General features: G+C 50.4%; 18 protein-coding genes and 1 riboswitch. Of the genes, 9 read left to right on the top strand and 9 right to left on the bottom strand.

Annotated elements, in window-relative coordinates; translation table 11 throughout:
* Positions 1 to 41: 41 nt before the first annotated feature.
* Together ACXAH1_RS02390 and ACXAH1_RS02385 are read right to left on the bottom strand one after the other, a co-directional pair.
* On the bottom strand, positions 42 to 1,916 hold the full coding sequence (locus ACXAH1_RS02390) for a TonB-dependent receptor domain-containing protein (protein ID WP_475193465.1): 1,875 nt from the start codon (positions 1,914 to 1,916) through the stop codon (positions 42 to 44).
* A gap of 38 nt (positions 1,917 to 1,954) precedes the next feature.
* A riboswitch (cobalamin riboswitch) is annotated at positions 1,955 to 2,137 on the bottom strand.
* A gap of 100 nt (positions 2,138 to 2,237) precedes the next feature.
* Positions 2,238 to 2,720: a YajQ family cyclic di-GMP-binding protein gene (locus ACXAH1_RS02385; RefSeq protein WP_253048145.1), complete on the bottom strand. Its 483-nt coding sequence runs from the start codon at positions 2,718 to 2,720 to the stop codon at positions 2,238 to 2,240.
* 169 nt (positions 2,721 to 2,889) lie between these two features.
* Between ACXAH1_RS02385 and ACXAH1_RS02380 the strand changes: the two genes are divergently transcribed.
* Together ACXAH1_RS02380 and ACXAH1_RS02375 are read left to right on the top strand one after the other, a co-directional pair.
* On the top strand, positions 2,890 to 3,243 hold the full coding sequence (locus ACXAH1_RS02380; protein ID WP_475193462.1) for a VanZ family protein: 354 nt from the start codon (positions 2,890 to 2,892) through the stop codon (positions 3,241 to 3,243).
* Positions 3,236 to 4,159: a ketopantoate reductase family protein gene (locus tag ACXAH1_RS02375; protein WP_475193460.1), complete on the top strand. Its 924-nt coding sequence runs from the start codon at positions 3,236 to 3,238 to the stop codon at positions 4,157 to 4,159. Before ACXAH1_RS02380 ends, ACXAH1_RS02375 begins: the two co-directional genes overlap by 8 nt.
* Before the next feature lie 43 nt (positions 4,160 to 4,202).
* Here ACXAH1_RS02375 and thiI read toward each other — a convergent pair whose 3' ends face one another.
* Both thiI and ACXAH1_RS02365 read right to left on the bottom strand, forming a co-directional pair.
* Positions 4,203 to 5,660: a tRNA uracil 4-sulfurtransferase ThiI gene (gene thiI, locus ACXAH1_RS02370; RefSeq protein WP_475193458.1), complete on the bottom strand. Its 1,458-nt coding sequence runs from the start codon at positions 5,658 to 5,660 to the stop codon at positions 4,203 to 4,205.
* A 124-nt stretch (positions 5,661 to 5,784) separates the two neighbouring features.
* A complete protein-coding gene (locus ACXAH1_RS02365) occupies positions 5,785 to 6,441 on the bottom strand; it encodes a TetR/AcrR family transcriptional regulator (RefSeq protein WP_138544597.1) in 657 nt (218 codons plus the stop codon).
* Between the two features lie 176 nt (positions 6,442 to 6,617).
* Here ACXAH1_RS02365 and coaD point away from each other — a divergent pair, with 176 nt between their 5' ends.
* Together coaD and ACXAH1_RS02355 are read left to right on the top strand one after the other, a co-directional pair.
* On the top strand, positions 6,618 to 7,100 hold the full coding sequence (coaD, locus tag ACXAH1_RS02360; RefSeq protein WP_138549882.1) for a pantetheine-phosphate adenylyltransferase: 483 nt from the start codon (positions 6,618 to 6,620) through the stop codon (positions 7,098 to 7,100).
* A complete protein-coding gene (locus ACXAH1_RS02355; protein ID WP_475193455.1) occupies positions 7,097 to 8,461 on the top strand; it encodes a capsule assembly Wzi family protein in 1,365 nt (454 codons plus the stop codon). The genes coaD and ACXAH1_RS02355 overlap by 4 nt, the downstream gene beginning before the upstream one ends.
* Before the next feature lie 45 nt (positions 8,462 to 8,506).
* On the opposite strand, the gene argH is transcribed toward ACXAH1_RS02355, so the two are convergent.
* Genes argH through argC form a run of 5 tightly spaced genes read right to left on the bottom strand, consistent with a single transcriptional unit; the run spans position 8,507 to position 14,371 of the window.
* Positions 8,507 to 10,372, bottom strand: a complete 1,866-nt coding sequence (gene argH / locus ACXAH1_RS02350; protein WP_475193453.1) for an argininosuccinate lyase — start codon at positions 10,370 to 10,372, stop codon at positions 8,507 to 8,509.
* Positions 10,373 to 10,396: 24 nt separating this feature from the next.
* A complete protein-coding gene (locus ACXAH1_RS02345) occupies positions 10,397 to 11,611 on the bottom strand; it encodes an argininosuccinate synthase (protein WP_475193452.1) in 1,215 nt (404 codons plus the stop codon).
* Between the two features lie 34 nt (positions 11,612 to 11,645).
* Positions 11,646 to 12,566 carry an ornithine carbamoyltransferase gene (locus ACXAH1_RS02340; protein ID WP_475193450.1) on the bottom strand — a complete coding sequence of 307 codons (921 nt, stop codon included), beginning with the start codon at positions 12,564 to 12,566 and terminating at the stop codon, positions 11,646 to 11,648.
* An 8-nt stretch (positions 12,567 to 12,574) separates the two neighbouring features.
* Positions 12,575 to 13,357 carry an acetylglutamate kinase gene (argB, locus tag ACXAH1_RS02335; RefSeq protein ID WP_475193449.1) on the bottom strand — a complete coding sequence of 261 codons (783 nt, stop codon included), beginning with the start codon at positions 13,355 to 13,357 and terminating at the stop codon, positions 12,575 to 12,577.
* Between the two features lie 3 nt (positions 13,358 to 13,360).
* Positions 13,361 to 14,371: an N-acetyl-gamma-glutamyl-phosphate reductase gene (gene argC / locus ACXAH1_RS02330; protein ID WP_475193447.1), complete on the bottom strand. Its 1,011-nt coding sequence runs from the start codon at positions 14,369 to 14,371 to the stop codon at positions 13,361 to 13,363.
* A 172-nt stretch (positions 14,372 to 14,543) separates the two neighbouring features.
* On the opposite strand from argC, the gene argE reads away from it, so the two are divergent.
* From argE to ACXAH1_RS02305, 5 genes are all read left to right on the top strand, one after another.
* The gene (argE, locus tag ACXAH1_RS02325; RefSeq protein WP_475193445.1) at positions 14,544 to 15,707 is read left to right on the top strand and encodes an acetylornithine deacetylase; all 1,164 of its coding nucleotides are present in this window, start codon (positions 14,544 to 14,546) and stop codon (positions 15,705 to 15,707) included.
* Between the two features lie 418 nt (positions 15,708 to 16,125).
* Positions 16,126 to 16,614 (top strand): hypothetical protein, encoded by a 489-nt coding sequence (locus ACXAH1_RS02320; protein WP_475193444.1) that lies wholly within the window; start codon positions 16,126 to 16,128, stop codon positions 16,612 to 16,614.
* Positions 16,615 to 16,623: 9 nt separating this feature from the next.
* Positions 16,624 to 18,462 (top strand): GMC family oxidoreductase, encoded by a 1,839-nt coding sequence (locus ACXAH1_RS02315; RefSeq protein ID WP_475193442.1) that lies wholly within the window; start codon positions 16,624 to 16,626, stop codon positions 18,460 to 18,462.
* Positions 18,463 to 18,472: 10 nt separating this feature from the next.
* Positions 18,473 to 19,561: a ferritin-like domain-containing protein gene (locus tag ACXAH1_RS02310; protein ID WP_475193439.1), complete on the top strand. Its 1,089-nt coding sequence runs from the start codon at positions 18,473 to 18,475 to the stop codon at positions 19,559 to 19,561.
* 1 nt (position 19,562) lies between these two features.
* A complete protein-coding gene (locus ACXAH1_RS02305) occupies positions 19,563 to 21,542 on the top strand; it encodes an alkaline phosphatase family protein (protein ID WP_475193438.1) in 1,980 nt (659 codons plus the stop codon).
* Positions 21,543 to 21,545 lie beyond the last annotated feature (3 nt).

Below are 21,545 nucleotides of genomic sequence, written 5' to 3'. Positions count from 1 at the left end.
AAAAAAGGAGGCATCAGCCTCCTTTTTACATTCCTTCACTATTAGAAGGTAATGCGGGTGCCCACATAAATCTGTCTGCCCGGTGGCTCATAAGGCAACAAAGTACCGTCAGCCGTTTTACTGGCAACTGAGTTGAAATACGCTTTATCGGTCAGGTTTTCCACCCTCATTGTCAGTGCAACCGGTTCAAGCAACTGGTAATTGGCACTCAGATTAAATACCGTATAAGATGGTAGATCCGTATCAAAGTAGCTGATCGACGGACGCTTATCACGGTACTGCATAGCCAGCCTCACATCTAGTTTATCCCACTGCTTAGACAGGACATAGTTAAACGCTTTACCAGGACGGCGAGGTAAATCTTCACGCTTTTCCTGGTCTCTGGCATCCACTAAGGTCAGGTTAGCGGCATGTTCCAGACCCAATGCTGAGAACTGTGCACTCAGCTCAATGCCTTTCATCTGTGCACGACCCACATTGGCGGGAATATACTTGCCGGTTTGTACATCAAATTCATTGCTGATCAGGTTATCGATACGATTGTCAAAAATGGCCACATCATAGCGCACATTGTCGGTATCTACCGTCACACCTACTTCATTGTAAGTACCCTCTTCCGGTTTGATTTCGCTATTTGGTAAGTACCAGGGGCTGTCTTTAACAAAGGCATTGGTCAGGCTTGGCGCACGAAATGCAGTACCATGATTAACCCGAAACGTGACGATGTCCGATGCTCTGAAACCCAGGTCAGCGGTATACGTATTTGCGCGACCATGGTGCTCATAATCATCACTGCGTACTACAGCGTTTAGCAACCAGCGACTTTGATCGTAAAACGCAGCTGCAAACACTGCCGTGTTATCACGCTCAGCAATCGAGAACTGAGCGCTCGATGAAGACAAGTCTTCATTGAGGCGGCTCACGCCCCCCATCACCTGAAGAGACTGCGTCATTTTATAACGGGCGCGGTACTCAATTTCATCTCGTTTGGTGCTGTAAATATCATTTGGCGGTGGTGGTGTACCGTCTTTAGGCAATACAGACAGGAACTGCGTATTCTCTTCCTGTGCCAGACTAACAGACGCTTCCTGGCTCAACACATCCGATTGTTTCTGCCACACAAGTTTAGTGGTGTAATTATCAAACTCGTAAGCATCGTTGCCATAGGAGGAATCATAGTCTGCCTCCCCTTCGCTGCGCTGTGCATGCAAAGCAAGCTGCCCATACTGAGCCAGATCATAATTCAGTTTTACACCCATATTGGTGTTGTCATAACCGTCGCGATCATGCTCTTTGGTCCGAGGAAGTGCCGGATCTTTGGCCGTCACGTCATAACCATCTGTGGTTTCATAACCAAAATGATAGTTTACCGTCAGTTTATCTGCCTCAAACTGACCAGCCAGCTGAGCACCGCCATAGTTACGACTGCCAGAGGTCAGCGCCAGCTGATGCCCTGTCTGTTCCCGGGTAATAATGTTGATCCCCCCTGCAACTGCATCTGAGCCATAAATAGCAGCACGCGCCCCTTTAAGGACTTCCACACGTTCAATACTGTTAACCGGAATATTGGTAAAAGACACATCGCCCGAGTTTGCATCACTAATACGAACACCATCAACCAACACTAAAGTATATTTAGTCGCCGCACCGCGCACAAACACACTGGCTTTTTGGCCGTAACCACCACTGCGTACAACATCGATACCTGCGAGGTTGTTCAGCAATGTCGGCAGGTCACGTACGTTAGCTCGTTCGATTTCAGCACGCTCAACCACTGCCACAGACGTCAGCGTATCTACACTGGCTTGTTCGAACTTGTTAGCCGTAATCGTAATATGTTCAATGTCTTGTGCGCAAAGCGCAGAAAAAGGTAGCACAGCCAGCAGAGCTGTGGTTAAAGCAGATTTTTTAAACATGAGTTCCCCTGATCCACGCCCACCGCGTGAACTACAACTATTGAGTGTGTTTCAGGGCCGGTTTCCGGACTTACCTGTAACAGCCGGAAGGACTGTCACAGGTTCACCGTTGCGGGGGCAGTGCTGGACTATTACCAACTCCATAGGCAGTCACCAGCTTCCCGATTATTCAGATCTTTGAGAGACTCCAGGCTCCTGATCTGACACCCTGAAAAGTTGGCGCTATTGTCGGAGATTTGAGAACAAAAATCAATGGACGTCTAGCATGCTAAAACACGGGTGACGTTTAGCATGCCAGACACAAGAAAGTAAACTGAGGGATTAATCTCGGAAGTTTTTAAACTGGAAAGGCTGACCAAGTTCGGCACCGCGGATCAGCTGCATGGTTTCCTGCAGATCGTCACGCTTCTTGCCAGTAACACGCACGGTTTCACCCTGAATAGACGCCTGTACCTTAATCTTAGAATCTTTAATGGCCTTAACCACTTTCTTCGCCATCTCTTTGTCGATCCCCTGTTTCAGCATCACTTTACGTGACACATACTTACCCGACTTTTCAACGTCTTTCAGCTCAAAGCTGGCCACGTCCAGACCACGTTTTGCGGCTTTGCCTACCAGCATGTCGAATAATTGCATCACTTGCTGCTCAGATTCACTTTTTAACGTGATCACTTCGTCTTTCAGGTCAAACGACGCTTCTACACCACGAAAGTCAAAACGCGTGCTCAGTTCACGATCCGCGTTATCCACCGTGTTTCTCGCTTCAGTCATATCAATTTCAGACACAATGTCAAAAGAAGGCATATCTAGCTCCTGGATAATGTTTTTCCGGATTATAGCAACCCAAAGGCTGTGACGCGACCACACTCTCAGCGCTCGTTTTCAAATTTGGAACTGACAGTCCCTGCTTCATCCTATTTTCAGATTTCGATGATATACTGGCCTTTTAATCCCTGAAGATTTGGAAGTATTTGTGGCACGCCGACTCTACCAATGCCTGTTATTACTCTCTCTGGCTGTATGCACGTTTCTGTTCGCTAAAGAAATTCAGGCCAGTCAAATTGTGAAATTCGCTCATGCAGATAAGGTGGCACACTTTGGCGTGTTTTTTGTCCTGGCGTTTTTCTCTCATCATGCGTTTCGTTTTCGGATCTGGTTTCACCTGATGCTTCTTACATTTTACGGAGCAGGGATCGAGTGGATGCAAGACTCCTTACCCTACCGACAAGCTTCGTGGGGGGACTTTATCGCTGATGTTGCAGGTGCCATAAGTTACTTTTTTGCTTACTGGGTTTATTGCCGTAAAACCGGAAAGCCCTATGCCTGAAGTATTCATTGTCGGCAAAGGGGCAGTCGGTTTATTGCTGGCCGAGCGACTGGCAAAAACCCATTCCGTTACCCTGATCACAAGATCGCCAACACAAACCGTTTTTGCTCAACATGCCGAATGTACTCGTCCTCTCGCGGTCAAATGCCTGAGCTGGCAGGAGCTGGCAAAACGCAACATCCGCATTGCTTTGTGCATCGTGCCCGTCAAATCTTATCAACTCAGCGCGGCATTTACGACGCTCAAACCACACCTGAGTCCGGATGCCAACGTTATTTTCAGCCATAACGGGATACAGGCACTTGAGCCAGTTACCGCTGAATTATCTGCTCAGCAGGGACTCTATTTTCTGTCCACCAGTATGGGAGGCTGGAAACCCAATACTAACACCGTCGCGTTCACCGGCCCGGGTTTAAGCGTCTTTGGCCCCTGTAATTCAATCGCTCAACAGCGAGTGTCATCACTGTTTGATACGCTGATAAAGCCTCACTTTACCCCCGCACAATTGTCCGACGATATTCAGCTACTACGCTGGCAAAAGCTGTGTGTTAACCTAGCCATTAATCCACTCAGTGCCCTGTCCGGACAGAAAAATGGTCGCCTGCGCGCACCCTGTTATGCGTCGGAAATTTTGGGAGTACTCAGTGAAGCGTGTGCCGTTGCCAACCACATTGGTGTGCCACTGAAACTACATGAAGAGCTCCAACGGGCGTATCAGGTTATGACGCTCACTGCTGACAACTTTTCGTCCATGGCACAGGATGTAAAACACCAAAGACATACTGAGGTAGACGCGATGTGTGGCTATATTGTTGAGCAGGCAAAGCAATATGGACTATCCGTGCCGCACAATATGACGTTATTAACTCGTGTGCGAGCGTTGCACCCGGCTGAGAACAAAGCAGAGTTGGGCTGAGCATCAACGCTTTGCTCAGCCACGGTAGAAGTGATGGTTGTTGCTATGGACGATAAACCCTGACGTTAGCAAAGCCATTTTCATGCAGGATCAAAGCTTGCAGCTGACTCATTACACCTTTGCTGCAGTACAGGTAATAATCTTTGTCCTGAGGCAAATCACCAAACTTGGTCGCCAGACGGAAAAATGGCAGATGGATCACTTCAATACCATCCAATTCTAATGGATCGGCATCTTCTTCTTCCGGTGAGCGGATATCCACCACCACGGCACCTGCCGGTAACTCGCTAACATTCTCAGCTTCTTTAACTTCTTCTTTCGCTTCGGCTTCAATCTCACGAATGTCTTTCACAACGGCATTTTCTACCACAGTGTCCAGCACATCAAAGTCAAACTTGCTTTCTTCGGCCTCGATTTTTTCCAGCTTGGCTTTTACTGTTGGCTTTTTCGAGATTACACCACAGTACTCCGGCATCGACTCAGCCATTTCACAAGTACCAATCTGGCGTGCAATACGAATGATCTCTTCTTTATCATATTGGATAAGAGGACGTAAAATCAGTGTCTCGGTGACGCGGTCAATCACATTCAGGTTTGCCAGTGTCTGACTGGACACCTGACCAATACACTCACCGGTGACCAAAGCCTGAATACCAAAACGCTCCGCTACAGCGGACCCCGCTCGCATCATCATGCGCTTTAGCACCACGCCCATCTGGCTGTTTTCAATGTTTTCCAGGATCTCGGCGACCACAGGCTCGAAGTCCACGGTGATGAAGCGTACTTTATGGGTTGAGCTGTATTGCTTCCACAGATAGTGGCTGACCTGTTTCACCCCAATCTCGTGCGCCGCGCCCCCTAAGTTAAAGAACAGGAAGTGGGTTCTCGCACCTTTGCGGATCATCTGGTAGCTGGCCACACCCGAATCAAAGCCACCTGACATCAGGGATAAGACATCTTCCTGCGTTGGCAATGGGAACCCCCCCATGCCCAGATGTTTAGTCGTTACGATATAAGCACGGTCGCCTTTTACCTCAATTTTAACCGTCACATCCGGTTTGCGCAGCTGCACGCGTGCACCCGGCACATGCTGGTTCAGACCGCCGCCAACATATCTTTCAATATCACTGGAGGTAAAATCATGATCGCCCTGACGCTTAACTCGCACACAAAAGGTCTTGTTTTCGATCTGCGGGCCAACCAGAGGTAAGGCTTTTTGATAAATGTCGTCCAGGGTTTCAAAGGTGGTTTCCTGTACTTCCAGAAACTGAACAATGCCGGGGATACGACCAAGGCCACTGATGAAGGCTTTGCGGATTGCAGGGTCTTCACTCTGCGTCACCACCGTAATATTGTCCCAGTTGTTCTTTACCGTCACTTTTTCATCAAAGCGGCATAGCACCAGTTTGATGTTTCGCTCGAGTACCATAGTAAAACGTTTGCGAACCGATTTACTTTTGATCACGATTTCGGGGTGCAGTTTGACGATAAATTTAAACATAGAAGTCACTCTTGGTTTGGACATGAATGCGCAATTGGCGCGCCGACAACGGGCGCGCGATTATAGCAGACTTATTAAAGACTAGGAAATATACAGAGGATAACCAGCTTTTTCTGGTGCGGGCTCAGGCAATACTGGGGAGCGCGGCATCTGCCATTGCCTGGTAGTGCTGTTGTAGTTGTTCGATTTTGTCCCGGCTGAGCGTAGTAGCATAAGGTTTAAACAACATTAATACCTTCACAATGCCATTATAGATATCCTGTTGCTCCAACACGCCAGTCATTCTGCGCGCTTTAACATAGGGCGTCCAAAAGCTCACTACCATTTTTAGCATATGTGCTAACTCATTGGCATCGTCGTTACTGATGGCAATCACATCCACCTCGCGCAAACCAAGAACGACCGCTTTCACTTGCTCGAATAGCCGTGCCTGAAAGGCAATATAGTCTTTTTTCAGCACATCATCACGCGCCAGGATATCGTTCAGGTTGTCGTAGAAAAAGTGGTAACGCCACATCAGTTCAAACAGCGAATCCAGATACTGAGTCAGCTGCTCAACCGGCTCGTCATGAGCTGCCAAGGGCTTAAAATGGGTACTCAGGTGTTCACTGTACAGTGCAAAAATATTGCGAATAATGTCTTCTTTGTTTTTAAAGTGGTAATACAGATTACCAGGACTGATCCCCATGTTAGAAGCGATGTGATTAGTAGTGATTGTTCGCTCGCCATGTAAGTTAAATAAGGCGATACTGGTACGAATAATTTTTTCCTTGGTGTTCATATTCGGTTCTCTGATAACACGTAATTAATGAGGCAATAATGACCGTTCGGTTATAACGCACAGTGAAAATAGCACTAAATGGGAATAACATTAAATTTTCATTTTGAAATCAGACCAGTGATATTGTGCCGCAAGCTTGATAATATAAACCAAATTTGAATTGTTATGACCTAAACATGCAAGTTACCGCTTTATATCCGGGCACCTTTGATCCACTCACCAATGGACATGCCGATTTAATCAAACGCGCGGCCAAAATGTTCGACACTGTCATTTTAGCCATCGCACACAACCCTAACAAAAAACCCTGCTTTACTTTGGAAGAACGTGTTGCTTTGGCCAAAGAGGTCCTGGCGGCACATAACAATGTTCAAGTCATTGGCTTCACCGGGTTACTGGTCGATTTGGCTAAACAACAACAAGCCAATGTGCTGATCCGTGGGATCCGGGCTGTTTCCGACTTTGATTATGAGTTCCAGCTGGCCAACATGAATCGCCGCCTGTTCCCTGAGCTGGAAAGCGTGTTTTTGACTCCATCGGAGAAAAACTCGTTTATCTCCTCCACTTTAGTTAAAGAAGTGGCCTTGCATCATGGTAATGTCAGTGAATTTGTCAGCCCACTGGTGGCCAAAGCCCTTGAGGAAAAATTACACGGATGAAGCTCAACTATTTAGTCATCAGTGGCCTTGCACTGGCTTCAGCACAGGCCGTATCTTCCCCCTGGATTGATGCACAGCAAAGTCACCTCAAACACTCTATCGACCTGCTGGTCAGTGCAGGTGTGATTCAACGACCGGTCAATCAGTACCCACTGATGTGGAATGGTCTGGTGGATGATCTCTCGGGTGTAGACAGCGAACAATTACCGGCAGACGCACAGTTTGCCCTGCAACATCTCAATCATGCATTGCGTCTGGCAAAACAAAGTAAAAACTCTGGCTTTTTGACCCATTACAAAGATGAACAGTCAATGCCAGCGGGATTTGGACGACAAACTCGTTCACGCAGCGGCGTGAGCAGTTATGGGCAAATCAAGGGAAGTAATGTCAGTGCGCGGGTACAGGTGAACTATGCGGACAATGCGCAGGATGGTAAGCAGGTTAACCATCATGGCAGTCACCTGGCTGTCTTGCTGGGGGACTGGGCAATCAGTGCCGAACGGCTAGATTACTGGTGGGGCCCGGGCAATGAAAATGCCCTGCTACTGTCTAACAATGCCGCGCCCATGAAAGCGCTGCGCGTTAGCAGAGCAAATACCAATTACAGTGGGCCAAGCTTTTTTTCCTTTGTCGGTCCCTGGCAAATCACAGCCATTGCAGCCAAACAGCACCCCCGATTAGCGGTGGATGAAGAAAAAGATTTCTGGGGAGTCCGCGTGTCTGCTTACCCCTTACCCGGGCTTGAAATTGCGTATTCAACCACCGCCAGTGATTTTGTCTATCAGACTACCCCAGATGATGAGTCTGAAAATCAGCAGCGCCTGAGCAGTGTAGATTTTAAATACTCGTCGCGCATAGCAGGGTTGCCTGTAGCCGTATATGGCGAGATGAGCGGAGACAATGACAGAGGTGTTTTACCAGAACATCGCTTGTTTACTATAGGTGCAGAAGCATTCTGGGGCACACAGGAATACCGTGTGAAGTCTTACCTTGAGTACAGTGATACTGAGACAGATTGCCAACCGCAGCAAGCCAGCTTCCAGTGTCATTTTGTGACAGCAGGTAAGGGGAGTGATTATTTTGAACGAGACCGCTGGTTAGGTGCTCACATGGGCCCCCAGGCCAAATCTGTCAGTCTGGGCGCTGATTATTACGGTGTAGGTGGCTATGGTGGTTATGCCAAACTGAAGCGGCTTGAATTTAGCGCGCTTGATGTAGACAGAGATTTATTGCAGGTAGGTTATCAGCAGGGACTGTTTAATGGTTTATTGAAAGTCGACTTAGCGTACTGGCGCGATAGAGGCGCGACTGACTCAAATAACGAAACATCTGCCTCAGTTAGCTGGGAATACCGCTTCTAAAATCCGCTAAAGCGCCCGAACGGGCGCTTTAGCTAAACAGTGGGTTCAGGCCACAAACTGGCAGGGAATACGCGCAGGCTCCACAGCCTGCAACATAAACTCCATTGCCACTTCATCACAATTGTTTTTACGCAAACACAGCTCACAGTCTTTCATTACTTTTTCAGGAAGGCTGTCCTTATTACACCCACTAAAGCCTTGTTTATCAAAAAAGCCTGGCACCCGAGTCAATACAATAACACGTTTCAGTGCCAGACGCCTGGCCTTATCCAGCAAATGCGATACCAGCAACTGCCCCTGGCCTTTCACCTGCACCGACGGGTCGACCCCGAGTGAACGGATCTCGGCCAGACCCGTGTCATAAATATACAGCGATGCACAGCCGGTCACCTTGCCATCGACCTCGGTCACAGCAAACTCATTGATACTGTGAATCATATCGCTTTTGGCCCGGGGCAGGTTTTCACCTACCTTAGCCCAGTATTGGATCAGTCCGGCAATGGCTTCTACATCGTTTAACGTGGCATCACGAACCGTGATTTGCTGTTTTTTTTTCACTGCACTGATGGCTGCTGACACTTGCTGTAAAGAGGTTCCCCCTTTGGCGTTGCGTGCCGCAATACAGGCATCCAGTTGCAGTACCGGGTAGACATCCTGATCGATCTGCGCGCACACAGACTGAAATTGAGCCAGACTCAAATCTTCGAGGTTTTTACGTTCGCTCAGCGCCAGTTGTACCAGCTGACCAACAATATGGTGTCCCTCACGGAACGGGATCCCTTTTGCCACTAGGTAATCAGCCAGCTCTGTGGCATTTGCATGTCCGCCCTGCGCAGCCTGTTTGGTCTTGTCTCCATTGACCTTCACGCTTTCAATACAGGACTGTGCCATGTGTAAAGCGGCCAGCCAGGTTGGCATGGCATCAAACACGCCTTCTTTGTCTTCCTGCATGTCTTTATTGTAAGCCAGCGGCAGTGCTTTTAGCGTCATCATCATAGCACTGAAGGCCCCAAACACACGGCCTGTTTTACCCCGGATCAACTCCAGGGCATCGGGGTTTTTCTTTTGCGGCATCAAAGAGGAGCCAGATGTCACATTATCTCCCAGCTCAATAAAGCCTGCCTCGCCAGAGTTATAAAAAATCATGTCCTCGGCAAGTCGTGATAAATGCAACATAGAAATAGACGCACAGCTGAGTAACTCCAGCACAAAATCTCTGTCAGATACCGCATCCAGACTATTGCGTGTGGCACAGCTAAACTTCAGCTCAGCAGCCAGCTGCTCCCTGTCGATATCATAGGCGGTACCGGCCAGTGCACCGCTGCCAAGCGGGCATTCGTTCAGGCGTGTTACGGCATCCTGAAGACGCGATGTATCACGCTCCAGCATTTCCACATACGCCATGCACCAGTGACTAAATAACACAGGTTGCGCCCGTTGCAAGTGGGTATAGCCAGGTAAAACCGTGCCAAGCTCGCGCTCTGCCAGCGCAACAAATGCCGCTTTTAACATGTCCAGTACTTCAAGGATTTTGTAAGCGCTATCACGACACCATAAACGAAAATCGGTGGCTACCTGATCATTACGACTACGACCTGTGTGCAGCTTTTTGCCCAGGTCGCCGACTTTATCAATCAGACGCGCCTCAACGTAAGAGTGAATGTCTTCATACCCAGCCGTCGCTATGGCGTGCGGATCCGCATTGGCTTCTTCCAGTAACGCTTGCAACGCCGCGACCAGTTGAGCATGCTCATCACCAGTCAGGACCTGAACCTGTTTGAGCGCGCCCGCCCAGGCAATCGAACCAACAATATCCTGCTCCGCCAGCTGATAGTCAAACGGTAAGGAATCATTAAATTGTTTAAAGGCCGCATCCGGCCCAGACGAAAAGCGTCCACCCCACAGTGCCATGTTACTTTACTCCTCTGATCACCGTTATTTAACCGACTTTTGCTTGTTCAATGCCGCAATGCGACTCGACAACGAGAACAAGCGGATAAAGCCTTCGGCATGAGACTGGTCATACACATCGTCCTCACCAAAAGTCGCAAAATCTTCGCTGTACAAGCTATTTTGCGAGCGCTTTTGTACCGCGCTGACCTGACCTTTATACAGCTTCAGAACCACCTCACCGGTGGCCACCAGAGCCAGTGACTGAGCCGCCGCCAGTAAAGAGTCTTTTAACGGTGTAAACCAACGCCCGTCATACACTAAGTGAGCAAACTCACTGGCCACCGTTTCTTTCCATTTACGACTGGCTTTGTCCAGAACCAACTCATCAATGGCCTGAAGCGCTGCCACCATAACCGTGCCTCCCGGGGTTTCGTAACAGCCCCGCGACTTCATACCCACCAAGCGGTTTTCGACAATATCAATGCGGCCCACACCATGTTTGGCGGCAATTTCGTTGAGCGTCAGCAAACATTGATAAGGTGTCAGAGGCTGGCCATTGACCGCCGTTACCTGACCGGCCTCAATCTGTACACTGACCAGTTCAGCCTCATTGGGTGCCTGCTCAGGCGAAGCCGTCCAGGTCCAGACCTGATCGCTGGGCTGATTCCAGGGATCTTCCAGTTCGCCACCTTCATGAGAAATATGCCAGGCGTTGGCATCACGGCTGTAGATTTTGGTTGCGGATGCTGCACAGGGGATATTGCGCTCGGCCAGATAATCCAGCAGGGACTCACGACTAGACAGTGACCATTCACGCCATGGAGCAATCACCTCAAGCTCAGGCGCAAGCGCGGCAAAGCAAGATTCAAAACGCACCTGATCATTGCCTTTGCCGGTACAACCATGAGACAGTGCATCCGCACCCACTTTGCGAGCGACCTCAACCTGTGCTTTGGCGATAATTGGCCGCGCCATGGAAGTGCCCAGCAGATAAGTGCCTTCGTATACCGCACCGCTTTGCAAAGTCGGGTAAATGTACTCACTGACCAACTCAGCTTTCAAATCGACGATGTGACACTCACTGGCACCAGATGCCAGGGCTTTCTCTTCAACGCCCTGAAGCTCTTCATCCCCCTGGCCGACATCGGCCACAAACGCAACAACTTCGCAGCCGTAGTTTTCTTTTAACCAGGGCACAATGGCCGACGTATCCAGACCACCTGAGTATGCCAGAACGACTTTTTTGATATTTTTCATGATATTTTTACCTTAATTCTTGAATCTTATTGGCTCAGACGAGCTGCTTGTTCATCAGCGCCAGTAACAGAGCATTTTGTGCGTGCATGCGGTTTTCTGCCTGTTGCAGGATCCGCGCTTTAGGACCGTCCATAACCTCTGAGGTGATCTCATAGCCCCGGTGCGCAGGCTGGCAATGCAGCACTGTGCTGGCCCCGGTTTGTTCGAGTAATGCCTGATTGAGCTGATAAGGCATAAAGGTGGTTTTTGCCTGCTCCAGTGACGTGTCGCTGCCCATTGAGACCCAGGTATCTGTGTACAAAGCGTTGGCACCGGCTGCGGCTTCAATACGATCACTGATCATCACAGACGCCCCATTCACCGCAGCAATTTGCTCTGCCTGTTTTACAATTTGCGCATCAGGCGAATGTCCTTTGGGGCACACAGCGACAAAATCTGCTCCCAGCGTTGCTGCCAGCAGCAATAAAGATTGGCAAACATTGTTTCCCTCACCCAGATAAGCCAGTTTGATCTGGCTGACATCGCCAAATACTTCCTGCAAAGTCAGAAAGTCTGCAAGCGCCTGACATGGGTGGTATAAGTTACACAAGCTGTTCACCACCGGAATATCAGAATGCTCAGCCAGCACCTCAAGGGTATGATGGGAAGAAACACGCGCCACCAATGCATCTGCCCAGGTAGCAATGTTCAGCGCAAAGTCCTGCACGGATTCACGACTGCCCATTGCGCCGTTTTGCTGATCCAGATAGACCGCATGGCCGCCAAGCTTGTTGATACCAATGTCGAACGACAAACGGGTTCTGAGACTGGGCTTTTCGAATAAAGTGACCACAGATTTGCCCGCCAAAGCATGTGCAAATTCCTGTGGCTGCTGTTTGATGTCGCTTGCCAGCGCAAGGAGTTTCAGAGCCTGGCTTTTATCAAATTCCAGACCGGTAATAAAGTGAGTCGACATAAGGCTTCCTAAGGTAAAATGTGAGTACCGACGTGCTGCCCGGCTATCAGGGCAACCAAGTTGTCTGGCTTTTGCCAGCTGGAGATGTACACCCCACGTCGTAAATGTCGGGCAGCGTGAAGACTGGTCTTAACTTTGACCTCCATCCCGCCCACAATCACCTTCTGTGCTATCAGTTGTTCTATCTGCTCACTATTTAGCTGTGCCAGTGGTTGGCCAGCCCCGTCCAGTACCGCATCTACATCGGTCATAAAGATCAGTTCGCCGCCCAGCTGATGTGCCAGCGCAGCCGCCGCTTCATCCGCGTTAACATTAAACAGCGCACCATCTGCGCCTATGCCAATTGAACTCACCAACGGCACTCTGCCGGTTGCCAGCAGCTCGGGGACCAAGCTGTCATGATGCGGCTCACAGGTACCAACTTGCCCCAACGCCTTAAGCTTTTGCGAAGTCATCAGGCCCGCTTCATATAAGCTGATCCCAACGGGATTTAAACCCGCCGTGATTGCCTGGGCCATTAACTGCTTGTTTGCACACCCGGCAAGCGCACCAACAATATACGGCATTTGCTCTTTGGGGCTGATCCGTAATCCCTGATGCTTGGCAGTGGCAAACCCGGCATCACTCAACCAGCTGTCTACCAAAGCACCACCACCGTGGACCACCACAAAGTCTAGCCTGCTGTCTTGTTGCGCTAATAAATGAAGTGCTTTGAATAAGTCATGGGCGGCGTGTTCTGAGTTAAGTACTGCGCCACCCAGTTTAATCACCCAGATTTTTTTATCTGTCATAAGTTACCCCATCAACCCTTGTTCATGCGGATACTGACTGGCCAGATTCATACACTGCAGTGCCTGTCCTGCCGCGCCTTTCAATAGATTATCTATGGCCACTGTGACAATCAGTTGCTGCCCCTGCTGCTGCCAGCCAATATCGACAAATGCACGGTTTGCCACCCCTTTGATTGAAGGCATGTTTGCACCTTTGAGGCGGATCAGCGGCTCGTCTGCCAGCACCTGATAGGCTTGTGCAACCTGATGCTCTGAAACGCCCGGCTTGAGTGAGACATAAATGGTTTCCAGAATACCCCGTGGGAAATTCCCCAAATGCGGTGTAAACAACACGGGGTGATCAAGGTAACGCTCAATCTCCGGAGTATGCCGATGATTAAACAGGCCATAAGGCGCCAAAGATACCTCACAAAAATGGGTAGTGAGGCTGGCTTTGCGACCCGCGCCGGTCACACCCGATACGGCATTGATGATAATGGTGCTGTCACTAAGTAAGTCAGCCTGCTTAAGCGGTTTAAGTGCGTTCAGCGCAGCGGTTGGATAACAGCCGGGCACCGCCACCAGCTGAGCTTCGCTCAGTGATTCGCCATACCACTCCACCAGACCGTAACGCGCTTTGTCCAGCCATTGTGAGTAAGGGTGGCTGAAGCCATAGTATTGTTCATAATCGGTGCTGCTTTTGAGCCGGTAAGCCCCCGACAAATCGAAGACTTTTTTGCCCATTTTTAGAAAGGTTTGAGCCAACTCGACGCTGACTTTATGGTCAGTACAAAGGCAGACATAGTCGACATCGCTGTCGGCTATGTCTGCAAACGTCTCATCCGTCAAAGGGAGCAGGGAGACATCAAGTAAACCTGTGTGTTCAGGATATAGCTCACTCAGATATTTCCCTTTATCCAGACTATTTGCTGACACATAACAGCCACTCAGTTTCAAACCCGGGTGGCAGGCCACCAAACTGGCCAGCTCTGCGCCGCTATATCCGCTGGCGCCAACAATTGCTACGTTAAACATCGATAACTCTTATAAATTAGTAAACACAAAACCCATATATCTGCTATTGATGATGTTATCGTCGCATTGTTGCACCCTCTATATTTATGCTGAAAAAATGAATTGATATTCACCTTACATACATATAGATTTTTATGCAACAGGTTTGAATAAATATTTTTAGGATACTGCAATGTCATTACCCGACTTTAAAACTATGTACCGCGAGCTGATTGCCCGGCCCTCTATCAGTGCCCTCGATCAGACGCTCAACCAAAGCAACAGGGCGGTCATTGAACTGCTTGCCCAGTGGTGTGAGCAACTGGGTTTCAGTACTGAAATCTCAGAGCTACACAGTGCGCCAGGCAAATTCAATTTACTCGCCAGAAAATGTCCGCCGGGCCAGGCAGTCCAAACCGGTGGCCTGATGCTCGCCGGACACACAGACACCGTACCCTTTGATGACAGCCGCTGGAACTTTGACCCCTTCACCCTCAGCGAGCAGGACAATCGATTTTATGGCTTAGGAAGCATTGATATGAAAGGTTTTTTTGCCTTTGTATTGAAAGCGTTGGAAGATCTTCAAGACATACCACAAAGCGCCCCGATCATGATCCTGGCCACCGCAGATGAGGAGATCACTATGGCAGGTGCACAGGAGGTTGCACGCCACAGCAACCTCAAGCCAGAGCGCTGTATCATAGGTGAACCCACCGATATGGTGCCGGTTTATACCCACAAGGGACATATGTCTTCGGCGATTCGGGTAACGGGTCGTTCGGGGCACAGCTCCGATCCGGATCGTGGCTTAAATGCCATCGAGATAATGCAGCAGGTGATGACCAATCTGTTACAGTTAAAAGAAGATTTAAAGAATAAATATTCACTTGAGGATTTTGCAATTCCTTACCCGACCTTGAATTTAGGTCATATTCACGGAGGCGACAATGCCAACCGAATTTGTGGCTGCTGCGAGCTGCATATTGACCTTCGCCCCCTGCCCGGACTCAGCATCGCAGAGCTCCAGGCCTTGTTACTGCAGGCCGTTGCTCCGATCAATGCGCGTTATCCCGACAGCGTGTCAGTGATTGACTTGCACGACCCCATTCCCGCCTTTCATGGCACAAGAGATTGCTCCTTAGTTAAACTGGCTGAAAAAATTTCAGGTCAGCAGGCTGTGGCCGTGAATTATTGTACAGAAGCCCCCTTTTTACAGCAGCTTGGTTGCGAGACGATCGTAATGGGACCCGGCTCCATTGCGCAGGCACATCAACCAGATGAGTATCTCGCGATGGAAAAAATAAAACCCAGCCAGCAGATCCTGACTGAGTTGATCAAACAGCAATGTTTTGCCTGATCAACTTAGCGCAGTGTAATAACATGTAATTGCAAGACGCCCCCTCAGCAACTATACCTGAACAGATGTAACACATAGTCGGTATCAGCCTGCCAGCATGCGATCCGTCAATCGCAACTCAGAGCAGGCTTTTACCTGTTAAAGATGTGCCGTTGCTTTATGGCTGCGGTGCATTCTGGCCGTTCGGGGCCATCGACTGTCAGCATAGGACGCCGCAGTATCTGTCTACTGGCAAGGAAGGGGCAAAAGATGTGCAAACCACTCTGTCATACCAATTACCATGGCCTGTGCCATTGTATCTGTCGTGACCTAAGCCGCTACTTACACAGCAAGCTGACCGCCGTTTGCTGCGCCGTTTTCCTTCCTCTGATGTGTGCCGCTCATACATTTCTCTTATCACTTAATCAGGGGCAAACTTATGTACAGACTGACCGATTTTTATCGTCTCAGTGCCACTCTGACTGGCTACGATCTGGTCGAGTTACAGGGCACGGGCGTGGGTCCCACTTATTGTAAGACACTCAGTCAGTGGGTTCGTCAGGACGTTATACAGGAACTCTATCACCGAGCAGAGGAGGTTGGCTCACTCGAGTGTGAATCTAATCAGGCACAATTTTACGACCGCATCTGGAACTGCGCCAAACTGGGCCCGGTTGCCAGAAACATCATCAAGATGTGGTACCTCTCTATCTGGTATCAGCTGCCTGCCGACTGGAATGCCCTGTATGGGGTGGATGATTTCAGCGCCGACAAAAAGCCCGTTGAAGACTACGTGATCTCAAGCAATGCCTATATCCAGGGCCTGGTGTGGAATGCCCTGGGCAGTCACCCCATGGGTGCGAAGCAGCCTGGGTATGGCACCTGGGCCTTTCCCGGCCAATCAGCGAAACCACTTAACCTGGATTAGGAAAGCAGCATGACACATCATCATACAGAATACGACGTGGTCATCGTCGGGGCCGGCATTGCAGGCGCCATTATGGCTAAACAGCTGGGTGAGCAAGGCAAGAAAGTGCTGATCCTGGAAGCAGGCACCGGCACCGACGGACGTTTCTTCGACCAGGGTAAAGAGAAAGGCTATGAGTCTTATATGACGCGTTTCTTCACTGCCATGGCCAAGATCCCCAACGCCCCGTATCCCAACAACCCCAATGCCCCGCAACCTTTGGTCACCGATATTCAAAAGCCACCGCTGGATAAGCCCGTCAGTGATCACGGCTATTTTGTTCAGTATGGCCCGGATCCGTTTGCCAGTACCTACACCCGCAGTGAAGGCGGCACCACCTTGCACTGGCTGGGCACCTGCCTGCGCATGCTACCCGAAGACTTTGAGCTCAAAACGCGCTTTGGCCGTGGCCGGGACTGGCCCATCAGCTATCAGGATTTGCAACCCTGGTACGAAATCGCGGAACAACATATTGGGGTCTCGGCCAATGCCGATGTGCAGACCTATCAGCAGATTGATAACCCCAGCGTACAGCTACCGTTTGAAGAAAATTACGATTATCCGATGGAGCAAATTCCGCAGAGCTTTTTGGATCAGTATCTGGCCAAAGGGCTTCAGGGCATGCAAGTTGAAATTGACAACCAGCCCTACCCCATTGATGTGGTTGCAACCCCTCAGGGGCGTAACGGCATGCCGCGGGGTGATTATCGCCCTGTGGGGGCAGTAGGAAACCCGGATCTGGGTCAGCGCTGTGCGGGTAATTCTAACTGTGTGCCTATCTGTCCTATTCAGGCCAAGTACTCAGCTTTAAAAACGCTGGAGCAAGCTAAAAACACCGGTAATGTAACCATAGAAACCCAGGCGGTCGCTTACAATCTGGAGGTGGATCACAAAACGCAGCACATCTCTAAGGTCCACTACAAACGCTACCACTCTACTAAATCTGCGGCTTATGATGATAAAGCGGTCAAAGGCAAAGTCGTGGTGCTGGCGGCCCACGCCGTCGAAAACGCCAAGCTAATGCTGGCTTCTAATGTGGCGAATTCCAGCGATCAGGTCGGTCGTAACCTGATGGACCACCCAACTATGCTGACCTGGGGCCTGATGCCCTGCAAAATCGGCGCATTTCGCGGTCCGGGTTCCACCTCAGGGATCCCCTCACTGCGCGGCGGGGCATTTCGCGCAGAGCAAGCCGCTTTTCGTATTGAGATAGGCAACTGGGGCTGGAGCTGGCCAGAAGGCGCACCTATCGCGACTGTGCCAGAGCTTATCGATGAGCAAAACTTGTTTGGTCCGGCACTGCGTCACAAAATCGCCGAAGAGTACCCGCGCATGTTCCGCTTTGGCTTTTTGGTAGAGCAACTCCCCGACCCCGAGAATCGCGTCACCATAGACGATCAATACCGGGACCAGCTGGGCAACTATCGACCGGTGATCCATTACAAAGTCACCAACTATACCCGTGCCGGTATGGCACAGGCTAAGGAAGTGTCAGATGCTATTTTCCAACGCCTCGGTGTAGAGCCTTTTACCAAATACAAAGCCAACGATCCCGGCTATGTGCAGTATCAGGGCAAAGGCTATGTCTACAATGGCGCCGGACACCTGGTCGGCACGCACCTGATGGGCGATGATCCTAAAACCTCAGTGGTAAACCGTGAGCAACGCAGCTGGGATCATCCCAACCTCTATCTGGTTGGCTGCGGCAATATGCCCACCATTGCGACCAGTAATCCGACTTTAACCATGGCAGCACTGACCTTCTGGGCTGCTGACAACGTGTTAAACGCACTCGACCAGTATGAATGAGGGACCTGCCATGTACCACAAACTGCAAAAACGTCCGATAGAAACACTTGAACAGCTGCACCATGACCTGCAACTGGCCATTGAACTGGAGTTCTCAACATTACCAGTCTACCTCACCGCCTTGTATTCCATTGAGGAAGGCACCAACCAATGTGCCTATACAGTGATCCGCTCGGTCGTTATGGAGGAGATGTTCCATCTGACCAATGCTGCGAATCTGCTGATTGCCACCGGAGGTAGTCCAGCCATTAACAGTCCAGAGTTTCTACCTACCTTTCCGACTAAGCTACCTGACGGCGAAACCTGGTTTGAAGCAGATCTGCAAAAGTTCAGCCCTGAGGCACTGCAAAACTTCCTCAACATTGAAATGCCCGCCGCTCTGGCAAAAAAGGAGGATATCACCATAGGCGAGTTCTATGTCGGTATTGAAAACGGCTTGCAAACGCTGCATAACCGTTATGGCCCCGCGCTGTTCCCCGCCGACTGCCATGACAAGCAAATCGCGCATAAGTATTATTATGGCGGTGGCGGAGAGATCACCCCAGTGACAGACTTGGCCTCCGCCAACTTTGCCCTCAATGCCATCATCGCGCAGGGCGAAGGGGTCCCGGATGCTTGCTGGAACCCGGATCAGCCCTTTCCGTTAGGTGATACCACAGGTATAAGCAGCGGCGACCACCAGCTGTTTATGCAACCCAGAGAATTGTCCCATTACTACCGCTTTAACGAACTGCTGCTGGGGTATCGCTATGTCCAGGGTGACACGCCCAACTCAGGACCGACCGGTCCGGCTATTCCGATTGATTATCATCAGGTTTATAACGTGGTGAAAAACCCTCAACCAAAACATTACCAGCCTTATCCCGCCATTGCCCGGCTGGACACTGAGTTTAACCTGACCCTGAGCCTGCTACTGGATCAGCTTCACCTGGCTTTTAATGGCCAGCCTGACTTACTGGTTGCTGCCGTTGGCACTATGTTCGGACTCAAGGAAAAAGCCCAAAGCATGATGCGGGTACCCCTGCCCGATGACAGCGGACAATACGCTACGCCTACCTGGCGTTATATCCCAGCAGAAGACCGTCCGGGAGGATGCTGATATGGCCACTAAACGCTTCGATCACATTATTGTGATCATGTTTGAAAACCAGTATCGCGGCTATGTGATGAATAATCCGTACATGCGCAATCTTGCTGCGCAGGGGATTGAGCTGACCAACAGTTTTGGCGTAATGCACCCGTCGCAGACCAACTATATTGCGTCTCTGGCAGGCGAGCTGTGCAATGTAACCGACGATGAAGTGCCGCCACGTTTGCCCCAGCGCACTCTGGTTGACCTGATTGAAGATTCGGCTCAAAATCTGGACTGGCGTGCTTACATGGAAAGCTATGTGGCGGGCTGGACGCCCTGGACAGCAACCAATTTCACGCCCGTGAACAGTTATCCCTATGTGCTTAAGCACGACCCTTTTTCATCGTTTTCCCGCATTCTCGACAGCGAAACCCGCTGGAAAAAAATTGGTAACGAAGCACAGTTTTATCAGGACCTGCTCAACGATACCCTGCCCGAGTTTGCCTGGTTTACCCCCAATATGTGGCACGACGGGCATTATTTACTTGGTAGCAAAGACAATGACCTCAAGGGTGAGCGTGCACCGGTATTGGTGGATCAGCAGGCCGACTGGCTGAAGTCGTTTTTTGCGTCGATTAACTTCCCCGGCCCAGACAGCAAGCTGCCCGATAATACGCTGGTGGTCGTCACCTATGACGAAGCCGATTTTGAGTCGGATTACGATACCAGCCAGAAGTACAAGTATTACTACGACGGGCCCAATCAGATTTATACGGTATTACTGGGTGATACTCTGACGCCGTCGCAGCAGCATGAAGGTTACAATCATTATTCCTTGCTGCGCACCATAGAGGAAAATTTCTCGCTCGGCACGCTGGGTAAAAATGACGAGCATGCCAACTATTTCCGCTTTTTGTGGGATGAGGCACTGCACTGGCAACCCGCAGCTTGTGTGCCCCACATTGAGCATGCCAGTGAGCTGCAAACCGCCAGCCTCGGTGACTTGCTCTATCTGTTTTACACTCGGAACGACAGGCCCGGGCATCTGTATTGCACCAGCTTTGATGGTCATGCCTGGTCTGAGCCCTTACTTTTGCAGGAAGATTGCAAAGACCAGCTGCAACTAAGTGCGCAGGACGATACCCTGGTGCTGGGCTATCGCGATCAGGACCTGCGGGTCACTTTGCAAACGCTGAGGGCTAACCAAGGCTGGCAATCCCTGGCTGCACCCAGCGATAGCTGTGTATCTGCGCTTGCACTTCAGGTGTTGCCGCAAAGTCAGGAGCTGCTTTTGGTTTATCGCGACCAGCAAGGCACCATGCTGGCACAACGTTATGCTCAGCAACAGTGGCAAAGCCAGCCACAAACGCTGGTGTGCAGGCCTGAAGGAATTTTTACTCTGGCCTCACTGGGCAGCAATACTTTGCTGATTTACCGTGAGGGCAGCACCCATGCACTGGCCTGCCTGAGCTACAACAGTGCCGAGTTTAATGTCACCGATGTCAGCAACAGCGCCTACGCCGGTCCTCAGGACAATGCCGTGAGCCATCAGTGGTCAGCTAATGGATTCGGTATTGGCCATTTTTCTCAGGCACCCAGTAAACTCACACCCGACGAGCCCGAACCACAGGAGCACAGTTACCAAAGTGAGGGACGGCTGGCCGCCGCCACACTCGATGGCGTGCTGCACTTGTTCCACAACGCGCCGAACAGTCAGCAACTGCTGAGCGCCAATTTCTCTATTCCCGGCGTACTCACCAGCCAGCTACCCGTGTCGTATGACCCGGCCAAGGCAGACACCACCAGCAATGGTTATGGCACCATGGCCGAGGCTGGTTGGAGTGAACAACAGCCGCTCAACAACGTCCACCGGGATCCCGCCAGCCCGTTATGTGCCACGCGTTATCACGACCAGCTGTGGTGCTTTTATCTGCACAGCCACGATCAACAATTACGTGCTCATTGTGCCTCTTATAAATCAACAGCCCGTCACACAACCCGGGGATGACAC

The organism is Pseudoalteromonas sp. AWH4_217 (assembly GCF_056161105.1).
The sequence above is the reverse complement of the archived record's forward strand: the minus strand, read 5'-3'. Positions and strand labels throughout refer to the sequence as shown.

Coding starts and splice junctions, on each gene's coding strand:
- ACXAH1_RS02390 (WP_475193465.1), bottom strand. CDS start 1,916: ATGTTTAAAAAATCTGCTTTAACCACAGCTCTGCTGGCTGTGCTACCT.
- ACXAH1_RS02385 (WP_253048145.1), bottom strand. CDS start 2,720: ATGCCTTCTTTTGACATTGTGTCTGAAATTGATATGACTGAAGCGAGA.
- ACXAH1_RS02375 (WP_475193460.1), top strand. CDS start 3,236: ATGCCTGAAGTATTCATTGTCGGCAAAGGGGCAGTCGGTTTATTGCTG.
- thiI (WP_475193458.1), bottom strand. CDS start 5,660: ATGTTTAAATTTATCGTCAAACTGCACCCCGAAATCGTGATCAAAAGT.
- ACXAH1_RS02365 (WP_138544597.1), bottom strand. CDS start 6,441: ATGAACACCAAGGAAAAAATTATTCGTACCAGTATCGCCTTATTTAAC.
- coaD (WP_138549882.1), top strand. CDS start 6,618: ATGCAAGTTACCGCTTTATATCCGGGCACCTTTGATCCACTCACCAAT.
- ACXAH1_RS02355 (WP_475193455.1), top strand. CDS start 7,097: ATGAAGCTCAACTATTTAGTCATCAGTGGCCTTGCACTGGCTTCAGCA.
- argH (WP_475193453.1), bottom strand. CDS start 10,372: ATGGCACTGTGGGGTGGACGCTTTTCGTCTGGGCCGGATGCGGCCTTT.
- ACXAH1_RS02345 (WP_475193452.1), bottom strand. CDS start 11,611: ATGAAAAATATCAAAAAAGTCGTTCTGGCATACTCAGGTGGTCTGGAT.
- ACXAH1_RS02340 (WP_475193450.1), bottom strand. CDS start 12,566: ATGTCGACTCACTTTATTACCGGTCTGGAATTTGATAAAAGCCAGGCT.
- argB (WP_475193449.1), bottom strand. CDS start 13,357: ATGACAGATAAAAAAATCTGGGTGATTAAACTGGGTGGCGCAGTACTT.
- argC (WP_475193447.1), bottom strand. CDS start 14,371: ATGTTTAACGTAGCAATTGTTGGCGCCAGCGGATATAGCGGCGCAGAG.
- argE (WP_475193445.1), top strand. CDS start 14,544: ATGTCATTACCCGACTTTAAAACTATGTACCGCGAGCTGATTGCCCGG.
- ACXAH1_RS02320 (WP_475193444.1), top strand. CDS start 16,126: ATGTACAGACTGACCGATTTTTATCGTCTCAGTGCCACTCTGACTGGC.
- ACXAH1_RS02315 (WP_475193442.1), top strand. CDS start 16,624: ATGACACATCATCATACAGAATACGACGTGGTCATCGTCGGGGCCGGC.
- ACXAH1_RS02310 (WP_475193439.1), top strand. CDS start 18,473: ATGTACCACAAACTGCAAAAACGTCCGATAGAAACACTTGAACAGCTG.
- ACXAH1_RS02305 (WP_475193438.1), top strand. CDS start 19,563: ATGGCCACTAAACGCTTCGATCACATTATTGTGATCATGTTTGAAAAC.